This window comes from Burkholderia sp. BCC1996 (assembly GCF_905339955.1).
GTDB lineage: Bacteria > Pseudomonadota > Gammaproteobacteria > Burkholderiales > Burkholderiaceae > Burkholderia.
This window is the reverse complement of record NZ_CAJPHM010000017.1, coordinates 14,422-27,095: the sequence shown is the minus strand read 5'-3', so window position 1 is coordinate 27,095 and position 12,674 is coordinate 14,422. Positions and strand designations below refer to the sequence as shown.

The 12,674-nt window shown below is 65.5% G+C and carries 16 protein-coding genes and 1 tRNA gene; 3 read left to right on the top strand and 14 right to left on the bottom strand.

What is annotated here, in order from left to right; all coding sequences use genetic code 11:
• Positions 1–139 precede the first annotated feature (139 nt).
• Entirely contained in the window at positions 140–883 is a 744-nt protein-coding gene (locus U4Z64_RS23785) for a DUF695 domain-containing protein (protein WP_044845048.1), read from the top strand.
• A gap of 418 nt (positions 884–1,301) precedes the next feature.
• Here the strand turns inward: U4Z64_RS23785 and U4Z64_RS23780 are convergent, their stop codons facing one another.
• Positions 1,302–1,922, bottom strand: a complete 621-nt coding sequence (locus U4Z64_RS23780) for a hypothetical protein (protein WP_321821257.1) — start codon at positions 1,920–1,922, stop codon at positions 1,302–1,304.
• Between the two features lie 193 nt (positions 1,923–2,115).
• Positions 2,116–2,595 carry a hypothetical protein gene (locus U4Z64_RS23775; protein WP_321821256.1) on the bottom strand — a complete coding sequence of 160 codons (480 nt, stop codon included), beginning with the start codon at positions 2,593–2,595 and terminating at the stop codon, positions 2,116–2,118.
• A gap of 263 nt (positions 2,596–2,858) precedes the next feature.
• Between U4Z64_RS23775 and U4Z64_RS23770 the strand changes: the two genes are divergently transcribed.
• Entirely contained in the window at positions 2,859–3,323 is a 465-nt protein-coding gene (locus U4Z64_RS23770) for a plasmid fertility inhibition factor family protein (RefSeq protein WP_044845051.1), read from the top strand.
• A 19-nt stretch (positions 3,324–3,342) separates the two neighbouring features.
• Here U4Z64_RS23770 and U4Z64_RS23765 read toward each other — a convergent pair whose 3' ends face one another.
• From U4Z64_RS23765 to ssuD, 9 genes are all read right to left on the bottom strand, one after another.
• Entirely contained in the window at positions 3,343–3,903 is a 561-nt protein-coding gene (locus U4Z64_RS23765; protein ID WP_321821255.1) for a GNAT family N-acetyltransferase, read from the bottom strand.
• Positions 3,904–4,478: 575 nt separating this feature from the next.
• Positions 4,479–4,554 (bottom strand) — tRNA-His (locus U4Z64_RS23760).
• Between the two features lie 59 nt (positions 4,555–4,613).
• Positions 4,614–5,600: a tRNA dihydrouridine(20/20a) synthase DusA gene (gene dusA / locus U4Z64_RS23755; protein WP_044845062.1), complete on the bottom strand. Its 987-nt coding sequence runs from the start codon at positions 5,598–5,600 to the stop codon at positions 4,614–4,616.
• A 126-nt stretch (positions 5,601–5,726) separates the two neighbouring features.
• Positions 5,727–5,981, bottom strand: a complete 255-nt coding sequence (locus tag U4Z64_RS23750; RefSeq protein ID WP_044845063.1) for a hypothetical protein — start codon at positions 5,979–5,981, stop codon at positions 5,727–5,729.
• A 55-nt stretch (positions 5,982–6,036) separates the two neighbouring features.
• Positions 6,037–6,234, bottom strand: a complete 198-nt coding sequence (locus U4Z64_RS23745) for a hypothetical protein (RefSeq protein ID WP_044845064.1) — start codon at positions 6,232–6,234, stop codon at positions 6,037–6,039.
• A gap of 141 nt (positions 6,235–6,375) precedes the next feature.
• On the bottom strand, positions 6,376–6,591 hold the full coding sequence (locus tag U4Z64_RS23740) for a TOBE domain-containing protein (protein ID WP_006400187.1): 216 nt from the start codon (positions 6,589–6,591) through the stop codon (positions 6,376–6,378).
• Positions 6,592–6,648: 57 nt separating this feature from the next.
• Positions 6,649–7,608, bottom strand: coding sequence for an ATP-binding cassette domain-containing protein (locus U4Z64_RS23735; RefSeq protein ID WP_321821254.1), 960 nt, complete (start codon positions 7,606–7,608; stop codon positions 6,649–6,651).
• Positions 7,605–8,417, bottom strand: coding sequence for an aliphatic sulfonate ABC transporter permease SsuC (ssuC, locus tag U4Z64_RS23730; RefSeq protein WP_044845066.1), 813 nt, complete (start codon positions 8,415–8,417; stop codon positions 7,605–7,607). Before ssuC ends, U4Z64_RS23735 begins: the two co-directional genes overlap by 4 nt.
• 16 nt (positions 8,418–8,433) lie before the next feature.
• Positions 8,434–9,591, bottom strand: a complete 1,158-nt coding sequence (gene ssuD, locus U4Z64_RS23725; protein WP_321821253.1) for an FMNH2-dependent alkanesulfonate monooxygenase — start codon at positions 9,589–9,591, stop codon at positions 8,434–8,436.
• Positions 9,592–9,932: 341 nt separating this feature from the next.
• On the opposite strand from ssuD, the gene U4Z64_RS23720 reads away from it, so the two are divergent.
• The gene (locus tag U4Z64_RS23720) at positions 9,933–10,361 is read left to right on the top strand and encodes a hypothetical protein (RefSeq protein ID WP_044845068.1); all 429 of its coding nucleotides are present in this window, start codon (positions 9,933–9,935) and stop codon (positions 10,359–10,361) included.
• Between the two features lie 117 nt (positions 10,362–10,478).
• On the opposite strand, the gene U4Z64_RS23715 is transcribed toward U4Z64_RS23720, so the two are convergent.
• The 3 genes from U4Z64_RS23715 to U4Z64_RS23705 are packed head-to-tail and all read right to left on the bottom strand — an operon-like array spanning position 10,479 to position 12,498.
• Positions 10,479–11,627 carry an enoyl-CoA hydratase/isomerase family protein gene (locus tag U4Z64_RS23715; protein WP_321821252.1) on the bottom strand — a complete coding sequence of 383 codons (1,149 nt, stop codon included), beginning with the start codon at positions 11,625–11,627 and terminating at the stop codon, positions 10,479–10,481.
• A 31-nt stretch (positions 11,628–11,658) separates the two neighbouring features.
• Positions 11,659–11,997: a DMT family transporter gene (locus tag U4Z64_RS23710; protein WP_044845070.1), complete on the bottom strand. Its 339-nt coding sequence runs from the start codon at positions 11,995–11,997 to the stop codon at positions 11,659–11,661.
• A 3-nt stretch (positions 11,998–12,000) separates the two neighbouring features.
• Complete coding sequence (locus U4Z64_RS23705) at positions 12,001–12,498, bottom strand: heme-degrading domain-containing protein (RefSeq protein WP_044845071.1); 498 nt, start codon at positions 12,496–12,498, stop codon at positions 12,001–12,003.
• Positions 12,499–12,674: the final 176 nt, after the last annotated feature.

Below are 12,674 nucleotides of genomic sequence, written 5' to 3'. Positions count from 1 at the left end.
GCGACAGCACGCGTTCGATCGCCACCGGACCCGCCGGACGCGCGATCACCCAGGCACGCAGCTTCGGCCAACGCGATTTTCGATGATACATTGGGACGCTTTGCAACCGTCAACAGACAATCGTGCACGGGAGAAACACATGACCGACGCCTGGGGAACCTTCCCTGCCCGAATGGGCGACCATCAGGCCTTCATCAGCTTCAATCACGGCTTTGCGGAAATCGCCGAAAGCGACCCGCGCACGTCGCTGCTCAGCGTGCGCGTCACGCTTGCGCATCCGACGCCCGACGGCCTGCCGAGCGGTGACGAATTCGCCGATCTCACGAAGATCGAGGATCTGCTGGACGCCGCGGTGACCGCGAAAAACGGCGTGCAGGTCGGCCGCATCACGGTCGACGGCAACCAGGATTTCCTGTTCTACGTGCCGTTCGACGAAGCAGCCGCGGGCGAGATCGTCGACTCGCTGGCCGAACAGACGACCTACGCACTTCAGTACGCCTATCAGGACGATCCGGACAAGGAAACGTACTGGCGCACGCTCTACCCGACCGACGACGACTGGCAACTGATGCGCGACATGCGCGTGCTCGAGGCGCTGCGGCAGAAAGGCGACGTGAGCGACGTGAGCCGGCGCGTGATGCACTGGGCCTACTTCCCGGACCCCAGCGACGCGCACCAGTTCGCCGACTGGGCCGAGTCGAAAGGCTATCTGGTCGAATCGGTCGCGCCCACCGAGGACGGCAAATCGGCCGTGCGGTTCGCGCACGAAGGTACGACGGTGCTGGCCGACATCACGCACCATACACTCGAGATCAATCGCGAGGTGCACTCTCTCGGCGGCGAATACGACGGCTGGGAAACCAGCGTCGAGCAGGCAGGCTGATTGCTCTGACACGCGCGTGACGCGCGATCGGACCGTGGCGGGTTCGGGATCAAAAGCATCCCGGCGGCGCAACCGCGTACCGCCGGGATCCAGGCATCGCCGGCCGCGACCGGCGATCGGCCCCAAGCGATCGCTCACGCACGAGGAATGCGATTCATGCGGATCAGGCGAACGGATGCCGGGACGCGAAACGTCGTCTGCCGAACGCCTGTCCGGTTCCGCCGACGCGGCTTGCATGCGTCGTGCGGCCAAAAAGCCCCCGCTCCTGCGCGAGCGAGCGGGGTAACGGTTGACCGGGCCGGGGTAGAACGGTCAACCGGCCAGATTGTCATCGTGGCCCGTGCAACCGTCTGTGCGGCAACTCACCCTTTCAACCGGAAAGGCCGCACGCGCCGGCACCGCATGCGGCACGTCGCGGTCAGCGCGCGACGCCGGCGAGTGGCGCGGCGACCACGACGATCACCGGGAACAACACAACGGCCCCGATCATCATCACGCCGTCGGCCGCCAGCGTGACCGGCGTCGCGAGCGCGCGAACGGCCTTGTCGCCCTTCGTCAGGCGATCGTCGACCTCGATCGTGTAGGTATGGGAAAACGACGACCACGTCTTGCCCTGCTCAAACCCGTCGGCCCGATAGCGCGAACCGTTCAGCGCGCCTTCCATGCTCAGCTCGCCTTGACGGGACGTCGTAAAGCCGTCCGCCTGCGCACGCGCCCAATCGTCGTCCGTCATGCCGGCGCGGGAAAGCACGAGCCGGTATTCGCCCGAGATCTTGCTGCCCTGCGCGACGAATCCATGGAGCGCCGCCTGGATCGACTTCCGGTAGGACGAGGTCAGCACGGCGCCGAGATGCGCTGGCATGTCGAAGATGTAGTGATACTGGTTGCCGAGCACGACGAATTTCTTGCCGTCCTCGCTGACGAGGAATCGATCGACCGTCTCTTCGTATCGGCCGTTTTCGAACAGCATCGCGGTACATCCTGCCAGACTGGCGGCAGCGACGATCGCGCCGGCGGTCAGCAGCGTTCTTCTTTTCATGTTTCGAGTCCGGATTTTTTTGATTTATATCGGCGATTTTTAAATCGCGCGCCAGTCTCCGGTATCGCGCATGCATCGTCAAAGCGGCGTGATGCCGCTTTCCGTGAATCCGCGCTTTTCTTTCCGGATTTTCGTGAAACGACGTTTCACGATCCAACCCACTCTTGCTGGATGGAACGGTGCAAATCCGACGCTACGCCGGGCCGTCCGTGAACCATTCCGCAATCATGTCGATCCAGTCGAGATCGCTGGCGATTTCGACGACGACGTCGCTGATGGTTTCTTCGACTGAAGAATCGCTGGCGACCGCACTGGCGGTACCGGCGGCAGCACCTGCTGCGACCGCCTTCGCAGCTGGGATTTCGACGAGCGGCGCGCCCTGCGGGCTGACCAGCTGCTCCAGCCAGTCGACGATACTGGCGCGCGCGTCGTCCTCGTCGGCGAAGTCGGTGCGCTTCAGAAAGCGATCGAACACGACCCACGCGAGCGTCTTGCTTCGGGAAACGGAATCCAGTTGCCATTCGGTCACGGCGACCCGCCCCGTTTCCCGGGTTTCGAGCGTCGCTGTGAAGTGGTAATCGAGATATTCGATCTCAAGTTCAGGCGACATGATTTTCTGCGGCCACTCCGCTCTCTCGGTTCTTATCGATGTGCCGCGCCAGTCCGGTTTCACGCGCCGCGTGAATCTTGTGTGAATTCCGGACCGCGCGTCATGCAGACACGCAGTATCGCGATATTCTCACAAGCTGTCGACCGCGACTGAAAATGCATGGCCGCACCCGTCCAGTAACCGATACCCGTTATGTGATCGATTCCGCGCCGCGTTCTTTCGCGCATGATGCCGCCGGCTCGATTCCGGGTATCCGCCTGCTCCGCGGTCGCAGCCGCGCTGCTACACTCCCGCCACAAAAAACGCTTGCCCCACCTCAGGAAACAATGACAGTCGCTCGGGCACAACATGACGGCGTCGATGTCTGGATCATCCAGCTTCCGGGACACCCCGCCTATGCCTATACACATCTCAAACGGGTATTCGCGTCCGACGACTCGCGGCATCGCGTCGTGACGGTCGACCTGGCGAAGCTGCTCGCGTGCGCCGATCGCGACACGACCGACTATGTGCTGCCGTCGGTTCAATACTGGGCGCCCGGCAAGGCCGCCGGCATCCGCGATTTCCTCGATCCGGCCGAAGCCCGGATTCCCGACATGCCCTTCATCACGTTTCGCGAGACGAGAACGCGGACGCTGCTTGGCCTTCCGGGCCTGTCGAAAGTCGGCATCGCGTCGTTCCGGAACGGTCAGCATCGCGCGCGCTATCTGGCATTTGCAGGGGCAACGAGCCTGCCTGTCGAGGTGCATGAAACGGAGGCAGATTTGCTCGTGCGGTATTGCGGCGAGTAGCGGACGCGCCGCTTCATCTTCAGCGGCATCGGTCGTGCAGCGTGCAGCCTTGGGGTTCGGTGCCGGCATCGATCACGTAGATCCGGTCGGCGACCTCCGTGCGGCCGATGAAGCTGGTTTCGACGCCTGCCAACCGCCAGCCGTTATGCTCGTAGAAGCCGATCGCGCGGACGTTGCCGTCGAGTACCGAAAGATGAACCTTGTCCTCGCCGATATGGCGGGCCCATGCGCGAACGGCTTCGATCATGCGCTTGCCGGTACCGCTTCCGTGATGCGCGGGATGCACATGAAGGCAATCGAGCAGGACGCCGCGCGCCGGATCGACCGGCCTTTCGGCGCTGACGAAACCGACCGGAGCCCCGTCGGACTCGGCGATCAGCACGAGGCCCCACTCCGCTTCGGCGCGGTCGAAATAGTTTCGCCACCGCGTCGCGTGCTCCGTCGGCACCTCATCGGCGAGATAGGCCGCCGGCAGGATATGGCTATAGGCGTTCTGCCAGCTCAGCGTGTGCAAACGAGCGATGTGTTCCGCGTCGTGTGGTGTCGCGTTGCGCAGCGTGATGGTGCGGTTTTCCAGCATGCGAGGGTCGCTCTCGTTGTGCGATGGAGGCAGGGAAAGTGTAGCAATCGCGACGTTTCAGCGGCGGGTTGCATAGGGAATCGTGTGCGGCAGTGCGCGTCATGCCGTGGTAATCGCGTAGTTCACCGTGACGCCTGCCGCTTTCTCCAGTTCCTCGACAGCAGCGCCGCCAAAAAAAATGTCCCGACGCCTTCCGGGGCGTCGGGACCGAACGGCCCTGCAAAGCTAAGGGCACGAGGAATCGATACATTACATGAATGTAAGACTATTAAGCATTGGCGGCTCGTGCCAAGTCATTGGTTTAATCCGCCAATCTGCGAGACGATGAGCGAAGCCGGTCGCCGCTTCGCTTCGCGGGCTCATGAGCAGCGGCCGCTCGATGAATCGAGCCACGCGCGAGTGACGTGGCTCGGCGCGCAGTCTCAATATCGAAACGGCTTTCGTCGGCGGACGCGAAATGGATGAATGGCGAGCAGAACGCTCTGGAAATGGCGCGACTCGAATCGATGCAATCGCATCGAATTTTCCGCACAAAACAAAACAGGCGCCGAAGCGCCTGTTTTGTTTGAGAATTTTGGGGTGGCTGATGGGACTCGAACCCACGACAACAGGAATCACAATCCTGGACTCTACCAACTGAGCTACAGCCACCACTGATACTGCTTTGTTTCTTCGCTGTTTCGTTTCGTGTTCAGCAGCGAAGAACAAGATTATACGAAGACTTTTCCGTCTTGCAAAGCATTTTTTTCAAAAATTTCTTCGGCGTCGTTCAGATGCGTGCGCGCTTCGTCGAACACGGCCAGATCGCCGCGCGCGAGCTTCTTGTTGTCGGACAGCACACGACGCCAGCCGCGCGCACCCGCGACGCCACGATAGAGCCCGAGAGCATGCCGCACGATCGCGCCGAGATACGTGCCGCGCTTCAGTTCCGCCGCGCAGTATTCGATCAGTTTCGCCTCGGCCTCTTCGCGCGTCGGCACCGCCGCAGTCGACCCGTAGAAGCGCGCATCGACACCCGCGAGTACATACGGGTTGTGATAAGCCTCGCGGCCGAGCATCACGCCGTCCACGTGCTCGAGATGCTGCGCGACTTCGTCGAGCGTCTTGATCCCGCCGTTGATCACGATCTCCAGCGACGGGAAATCGCGCTTCAGCTGATACGCATAGTCGTACTTGAGCGGCGGGATCTCGCGGTTCTCCTTCGGCGACAGCCCCTTCAGGATCGCATTGCGCGCGTGCACCACGAACGTTTCGCAGCCGGCCTCCGCCACCGTGCCGACGAAGTCCCGCACGAACGCATAATCCTCGACCGCGTCGACACCGATCCGGTGCTTGACCGTGACCGGCACCGACACCGCATCGCGCATCGCCTTCACGCAGTCGGCAACGAGTTGCGGCTCGTTCATCAGGCACGCGCCGAACGCACCGCGCTGCACGCGCTCGGACGGACAGCCGCAATTCAGGTTGATCTCGTCGTAGCCCCACTGCTCGCCGAGTTTCGCGGCGCGCGCGAGATCGTCCCGTTCGCTGCCGCCCAGTTGCAGCGCGACCGGCGATTCGTTCGGCGTGAACGCGAGATGCCGCTGGGCGTCGCCGAACAGCAGCGCGCCCGTCGTGATCATTTCCGTATACAGCCACGTGTCGCGCGTCAGCGTGCGATGGAACGACCGGCAATGACGGTCGGTCCAGTCGAGCATGGGCGCCACGGAAACGCGGCGGGGAGGAAGCGAGGACGGTACGGACATGGAATTCGGGGCAGCAAGCGGCGCGGGAAACAACCCGACATTTTACCGCAACGCGACCAGGCCGGCCCGGCAGCCTGGCTAGACCGGCCCGCCGTCGCCCAGTTCGGCGTCGACGGCCCGCCGCGCCTCGTCAAGTACGCGCTCGATCACGCGCCGTTCGGTCAGCAGCATCCCGTCGACTTTCACGAGCCGCCAGTCGATCCGCACGGCCGAGCCCTGCAGCACGCGGTAGTGCGCATGCTCGCCGTCCCACACCTGCTCGGTCTTCACCTCGATCTCGTAGCCGCGGTACGGCTCGCTGAAATCGCCGAGATCGCTGCCTCTCGGTTCCATCGCTCGCTCCGTGGCGACACGGCGCCAGGCCACCGCGGCGGCCGTCGCCGTGCGCTCAATCGTATTCGTTGGACAAAACGGATTTGCCATCGGCGGTCAGGTCGACACGGTCGGCCGCCGCCTGATAGATCAGCCCTTCGTTCAGCAACGCATAGACGACGTCGTCGAACGCGGCAGGGACCGGCCGGCTGTCGCCGAACTGGTCGATCCACTTCAGCGCCACGATGGCTTCGGGAGAAAGGATGGGGGTCATGCGTTGGCCTCCGGCGTCGGTGTCGTTCCATCCTAGCACTTCGTCCTGACGCCGAATACCGAGGCAAACGCTCGACCGTGAACCAAGGGCGCCGCGGACGGCCAGACGGCCCGCCCGCGGCGCCCTGCACCGGAAACGCGCTCAAAGGCGCGCGATCGACACCTCGGTGGATTTCACGAGCGCGACGACTTCCGCGCCGACCTTCAGTTCGAGTTCGTCGACCGAACGCGTCGTGATCACCGACGTGACGATGCCGAACGGCGTCTCGACGTCGACCTCGGACACCACGGGCCCGCGAATGATCTCCTTCACCTTGCCTTTGAACTGGTTACGCACGTTGATTGCAGTGATGCTCATCGGGTTGATCGCTCCGAAGAAAAAAGTCTGAGAACGGGCGGCCGGTGCCGCCCGGATTTAAACGGCCCAGCGAATCTGCCCGACCGGTCGTACGTGCTCCACCTCAGGCACCGCACCCTGCTCGCCCGCGCCCGGCCCGCCGGCGAGTACGCGTTGCAGCACACGGTCTTCCAGCGCCGCGAATGCGGCCGACGCGCGCGCACGCGGCCGGTCGAGCGGAACGGACTGATCGAGGGCGACGCGCCCTTGCTCGATCAGCAGGATCCGGTCGCCGAGCGCGACGGCTTCCTGCACGTCGTGCGTGACGAGCAGCGCGGTGAACCGATGCTCGCGCCACAAGCGCTCGATCAGCGCATGCATCTCGATGCGGGTCAGCGCGTCGAGCGCACCGAGCGGCTCGTCGAGCAGCAGCAATTGCGGCCGGTGCACGAGCGCGCGGGCGAGCGCGACGCGCTGCCGCTGGCCGCCCGACAGCTGGGCGGGCCAGTCATTCGCGCGCTCGAGCAGCCCGACTTCATCGAGCACCGCGCGCGCCTGGTCGCGTGCCCCGCGGCCCAGGCCCAGCATCACGTTCTGCAGCACGGTCTTCCACGGCAGCAGTCGCGCATCCTGGTACATGATCCGGGTGTCGAGCGTGCCGCCACCCTCGCCGCGCGTCACGAGCGCACCGCTGCTCGGCGCCTCGAGTCCCGCGACGAGGCGCAGCAGCGTGGATTTCCCGCAGCCGCTGCGGCCGACGATCGCGACGAAGCTGCCGCGCGCGATGCCGAGTTCGACGTTGTCGAGCACGGTGCGCGTGCCGAAGCGCTTGCTGACGCCCGACAGCGTCACCGCGTCGTCGGCTGCCGGGCTGCCCGCGCGCCGCCGCGCGAGCGGAACGACGGATGCACCGCCGTCCCGATCGACGATCGCCGCATCGCGTGCGTCGTCGTCCGTCACGCGTGCCTGTACCAGTTCGGCCTCGAGGTCTGCGCCGGCGAGCGGGCCGTAGGCGGCCGCCGAAGTCGTCGCATTCATGCCTTTGCTCCTGATTGATAAGCGGGGTGCCAGCGCAGCGTCACGCGCTCGATCCATTTCGCCAGCACGTCGGCCAGCTTGCCGAGCACCGCATACAGCAGGATGCCGACCACCACCACATCGGTTTGCAGGAATTCGCGCGCGTTCATCGTCATGTAGCCGATGCCCGATTGCGCGGAGATCGTTTCCGCGACGATCAGCATCACCCACATCAGCCCGAGCGCGAAGCGCACGCCGACGAGAATCGACGGCAATGCGCCGGGCAGGATCACGTCGCGATACAGCGCGAAGCCGCGCACGCCATAGCTCTTCGCCATCTCGATCAGGTTCGCGTCGACCGAGCGGATTCCGTGATACGTGTTGATGTAAACCGGGAAGAACACGCCGAGCGAAACGAGGAACAGCTTCGCCTTCTCGTCGATGCCGAACCACAGGATCACGAGCGGAATCATCGCGAGCGCGGGGATGTTGCGGATCATCTGGATCGTCGAATCGAGCGCGACCTCCGCCGCTTTCGACAGGCCGGTCGCGAGCCCGAGCGCGAGACCCACGCCGCCGCCGATCGCGAAGCCGAACAGCGCGCGCCAGGTACTGACCTTCACGTTCGCCCACATCTCGCCCGACGTCACGAGCGACCACGCGGCACGCACGACCGCCAGCGGCTCGGGCAGCACGCGGGTCGACAGCCAGCCGACGCGCGCGCCGACCTCCCATGCGGCCAGCAGCGCGAGCGGCACGAGCCACGGCGCGATGCCGCGCCAGGCGCGGGCGGCCACGGCGGCGCCCGTCGTCGACGTTTTCGTTGTCATCGCAGGCCTCCTTCGTTCAGCTCTGGCTCGCCTTCGGCAGGTAGTTGTTGCCGACGATCTCGCCGAACGGCCCCGACAGCGGGCCGGACGGCCGCGCCGCGCTCTTGCCCTTGATCAGCGGGAACACGAGCTCGGCGAAGCGGTACGACTCCTCGAGGTGCGGATAGCCGGACAGGATGAACGTCTCGATGCCGAGATCCGCGTATTCGCGCATGCGTTCCGCGACCTGCTCGGGGTTGCCGACGAGCGCGGTACCCGCGCCGCCGCGCACGAGACCGACACCGGCCCACAGGTTCGGATACACCTCGAGCGCCTCGCGGCCGCCGCGCTTGCCGCCGTGCAGTGCGGCCATCCGGCGCTGGCCTTCCGAATCCATGTTCGCGAATGCCTGCTGCGCGCGGGCGATCGTCTCGTCGTCGAGACGGCTGATCAGGCGCTCGGCATCGCGCCACGCCTCGTCCTCGGTCTCGCGCACGATCACGTGCAGGCGGATGCCGAACTTGATCTTGCGGCCGCGCGCCTCGGCGCGGGCGCGGATGTCGGCGATCTTCTTCGCGACGGCCTCGGGCGGCTCGCCCCAGGTCAGGTAGGTGTCGATGTGATCCGCGGCGATCGCGTGCGCGGCCGGCGACGATCCGCCGAACCACAGCGGCGGATGCGGGCGCTGCACGGGCGGATACAGCGCCTTGCCGCCCTTCGACTGAAGGTGCTTGCCGATGTAGTCGAAGCCGCCGTTATCGTGCGAGGCGGACAGCAGTCCGCGCCAGATGTTCAGGAAGTCGTCGGTGATTTCGTAGCGCGTATCGTGATCCGCGAACAGCCCGTCGCCTTCGAGTTCGGCGGCATCGCCGCCCGTCACGACGTTGATCAGCAGGCGGCCGCCCGACAGGCGGTCGAACGTCGCGGCCATCCGCGCCGCGAGACCGGGCGATGCGATGCCCGGACGCACGGCGACCAGGAACTTCAGACGCTGCGTCGCCGGAATCAGGCTCGACGCAACGACCCACGCATCCTCGCAGGAACGGCCGGTCGGCAGCAGCACGCCTTCGTAGCCGAGCGTGTCGGCCGCGACGGCGATCTGCTTGAAATAATCGTAATCCGCGGCGCGCGCGCCTTCGGCGGTGCCGAGATAACGGCTGTCGCCGTGCGTGGGAATAAACCAGAAAACATTCATCTGCTGCTCCTGCTTGACTGTCCTTGCCGGAATCTGGATAAAACGAAGCCCTGCTCGCGTCGCGAATCAGCGACGCATGCATGGTGTGCATTCGAATCGGGATGGCTCGCCGGTCAGGCCGTGCCGCGGACGAGTACGCGATTGCACGGCTGTTTCTGGGAAATCAGTCTATGGATCGGTGCAGGGCTTTGGAACGATTTTTTTGAGCTTAGGTTTTCCGCTTTCGTGATTAGCACGACGCTCCAGCGAATATCGCATCGGCCGGGCCCTATAATGACGCACCTATCCGAACAACTTCGCGCGGCCGGCCCCGGCCGGCCGCGCCTGCAATACGCTCATCGATGCAGAAAGTCATCCTGCCGTTCCTGTCCGGCTTCCTGGCCGCCCTCTTCTTTCGCGAAGCGACGCTCGCGCTGCTGCATACGGCCGACCTGATCGCCGCAGCCGGGTTCTCCACGCAACCGTTCGCGCCGCTCGGCATTCCTGAATTTGTCGCGAACGCGCTGATCAGCGCGTGCTGCGCGATCCCGATGGCGTGGCTGCTGCGCGTGTCGCCGGAGCGCGAAGCGCCGTGGATCGGCGCGCTGGTGTTCGGCGGCATCGTGCTGACGGCCGCCCGCGTGTTCGCGATCGATCCGCTGCGCGGGATCTGGCCGTCGGGCAACATGATGCCGGTGCTCGCCGCCGGTTTCGCCGCGAACGCGGTGTGGGGTTTCGGTGCGCTGGTGTTCATGCGCGCGTTCATGTCGGACGACGCCGGCGACGAATAACGCGCGGCTTGCGGCGAGGCCCCGGCCCTGCCGCCGAGCCGGATCGGCATCCGCAAACGCAAAGGCCGCCTGCACATGCAAGCGGCCTTTTTGCTTTTCGCTTCGATACCGCGCGCGTCAGTCCTTCAGGTTGCGCAGCGGATGCGTGTCGGGCGTCCACGGGCTGTCGAACATCGCGAGCACGTCGGCCCGGTCGATATCGGCCGTCGACTTGAAACGCCAGACCGGCTGTTGATCCTTGTCGACGATCAGCGCGCGCACGCCTTCGATCACGTCGCCGTGCGCGAACGTCGAACGCGTGAGGTCGAGATCGCGCCGCAGGCAATCGGCCATCGTCGCGCCGCGCGCGCGCTCGACGACTTCGAGCGACACGGCCATCGACAGCGGCGACAGCTGGCTGCGCATCGCGTGGGTCGCCTTCTCGACCCATCCGTCGACTGCAGCGCAATCCTGCTCGGCGTCGAGCGACGCCAGGATCGCGCCGATATCGGGCTGCGCGAAATGCCGGTCGATCCCGGCGCGCGCGTCGGCCAGCGCCGACGTGTCGGGCGTCGGCACGACCTTGTGCGCGGCAGCCGCGTCGGCCACGCACGCGACGGCCTGCGCGCCGCTGTCGATCCGCGCGCTCTGTAGCGTATCGAGCAGCGCCGGCAGCGCGGCGTCAGGCAGGTATACGTCGGCGAGCTGCGCATACAGTGCGCCGGCCGCGTCGAGCGTCGCGCCGGTCACCGCGAGATAGCGGCCGAGCGCGCCCGGCGTGCGCGCGAGGAACCAGCTCATCCCGACGTCCGGGAACAGGCCGATGCGCGTTTCGGGCATCGCCATCTTCGTCGAATCGGTGACCACACGCAGGCCGCCCGTATGCCGCGCCGCCTGCGAAATGCCCATGCCGCCGCCCATCACGACGCCGTGCATCAACGCGATGTACGGTTTCGGATAGGTGAAGATCGTATGGTTGAGCGTGTATTCCTCGATGAAGAACGTGTCGACCGCATCGCGATCGCCGCGCTGCCACGCAGCGTGGAAGAAGCGCACGTCGCCGCCCGCGCAGAACGCGCGCGGATGCGGGCTGTGCACGACGACAGCCGCCACCTCCGCGTCGTCGCGCCATGCATCGAGCGCCTGCTGCATCAGTCGGATCATCCCCACCGACAGCGCATTCAGCGCCTTCGGCCGGTTCAGTTCGAGATAGCCGATGCGGTTCGCGACATACGCGCGCACGTCGGGCTGGGCGGCTTCGGCGGAAGCGGCAGTGGATTCGGTCATGTGAGCCATCCGGCGTATCGCGGGCGCACGCTCAGTGCGCCTGCATCTTCGAGAACAGGTTCAGCACCACGACGCCCGAGACGATCAGCCCGAGGCCGATCACGGCCGGCAGATCCGGCACCTGGCGATAGAGCAGCATCGCGACGAGCGTGATCAGCACGATGCCGGCCCCCGACCACACCGCATAGATGATGCCGACGGGCATCGTGCGCAGCGTGAGCGACAGACAGTAGAACGCGATGCCGTAACCGGCCACGACGAGCGCCGACGGCCAGAAGCGCGTGAAGCCGTCCGCCGCGCGCAGCGCGGACGTGCCGACCACTTCCGCGACGATCGCGATCGCGAGCCATGCGTAACCCGGAATCTGCATCGCTCAGCTCCTTGCAAGTGCCAGCACGGCATAGTCCTGCCCGAGCTCGGCGCACAGGGCTTCGACGACGAACTCGTGATCCGCGCGCTGCGGCAGCCCCGATGCGGTGATCGAGCCGATCACGCCGGCCCCCGCGACGGTCAGCGGAAACGCGCCGCCGTGCGGCGAATAGTCGGAGATCGGCAGCCCGTGCTTGTCGGCGAGCGTGGCGCCGGCCTGCTGCATGCGCAGGCCGATCGCATACGAACTGCGGCGGAAGTGCGCGACGACGTTGCGCTTGCGGCGTACCCAGTCGGCGTTGTCGGGCGTCGCGCCGGCGAGCGCCGCATAGAACAGCGGCTGGCCGAACGTGACGATGTCGATCGCGATCGCATGGCCGCGCGACGTCGCGAGCGCGTGCATCCGGTTGCCGAGCGCCCAGGCACGAGCCGGGTCGAAATGGGGAAACACGAGCGCCTGTTCCTGCGCGCCGATCGATTGCAGATCGTGAGCGATGTCCATGAATCCGTCGATGCAGTAGTGAGTGTTGCAACGGCACCGACGCGATCGCGCGCGACGCCGCTGCAGGCGTGAACGACACAAGCAAACCGCTCGATTCTAGCGCACGCGCCTGCCGTACCGGCCCTGCCGGCGTCCCGCCGGCGCTTGAAACGCGATTGTCAGAAAGTGCTTGCAAG

Bases quoted from the DNA above. Each gene is read 5' to 3' on its own strand.
- U4Z64_RS23785 (WP_044845048.1), top strand. From the start codon at position 140: ATGACCGACGCCTGGGGAACCTTCCCTGCCCGAATGGGCGACCATCAG.
- U4Z64_RS23780 (WP_321821257.1), bottom strand. From the start codon at position 1,922: ATGAAAAGAAGAACGCTGCTGACCGCCGGCGCGATCGTCGCTGCCGCC.
- U4Z64_RS23770 (WP_044845051.1), top strand. From the start codon at position 2,859: ATGACAGTCGCTCGGGCACAACATGACGGCGTCGATGTCTGGATCATC.
- U4Z64_RS23765 (WP_321821255.1), bottom strand. From the start codon at position 3,903: ATGCTGGAAAACCGCACCATCACGCTGCGCAACGCGACACCACACGAC.
- dusA (WP_044845062.1), bottom strand. From the start codon at position 5,600: ATGCTCGACTGGACCGACCGTCATTGCCGGTCGTTCCATCGCACGCTG.
- U4Z64_RS23750 (WP_044845063.1), bottom strand. From the start codon at position 5,981: ATGGAACCGAGAGGCAGCGATCTCGGCGATTTCAGCGAGCCGTACCGC.
- U4Z64_RS23745 (WP_044845064.1), bottom strand. From the start codon at position 6,234: ATGACCCCCATCCTTTCTCCCGAAGCCATCGTGGCGCTGAAGTGGATC.
- U4Z64_RS23740 (WP_006400187.1), bottom strand. From the start codon at position 6,591: ATGAGCATCACTGCAATCAACGTGCGTAACCAGTTCAAAGGCAAGGTG.
- U4Z64_RS23735 (WP_321821254.1), bottom strand. From the start codon at position 7,608: ATGAATGCGACGACTTCGGCGGCCGCCTACGGCCCGCTCGCCGGCGCA.
- ssuC (WP_044845066.1), bottom strand. From the start codon at position 8,417: ATGACAACGAAAACGTCGACGACGGGCGCCGCCGTGGCCGCCCGCGCC.
- ssuD (WP_321821253.1), bottom strand. From the start codon at position 9,591: ATGAATGTTTTCTGGTTTATTCCCACGCACGGCGACAGCCGTTATCTC.
- U4Z64_RS23720 (WP_044845068.1), top strand. From the start codon at position 9,933: ATGCAGAAAGTCATCCTGCCGTTCCTGTCCGGCTTCCTGGCCGCCCTC.
- U4Z64_RS23715 (WP_321821252.1), bottom strand. From the start codon at position 11,627: ATGACCGAATCCACTGCCGCTTCCGCCGAAGCCGCCCAGCCCGACGTG.
- U4Z64_RS23710 (WP_044845070.1), bottom strand. From the start codon at position 11,997: ATGCAGATTCCGGGTTACGCATGGCTCGCGATCGCGATCGTCGCGGAA.
- U4Z64_RS23705 (WP_044845071.1), bottom strand. From the start codon at position 12,498: ATGGACATCGCTCACGATCTGCAATCGATCGGCGCGCAGGAACAGGCG.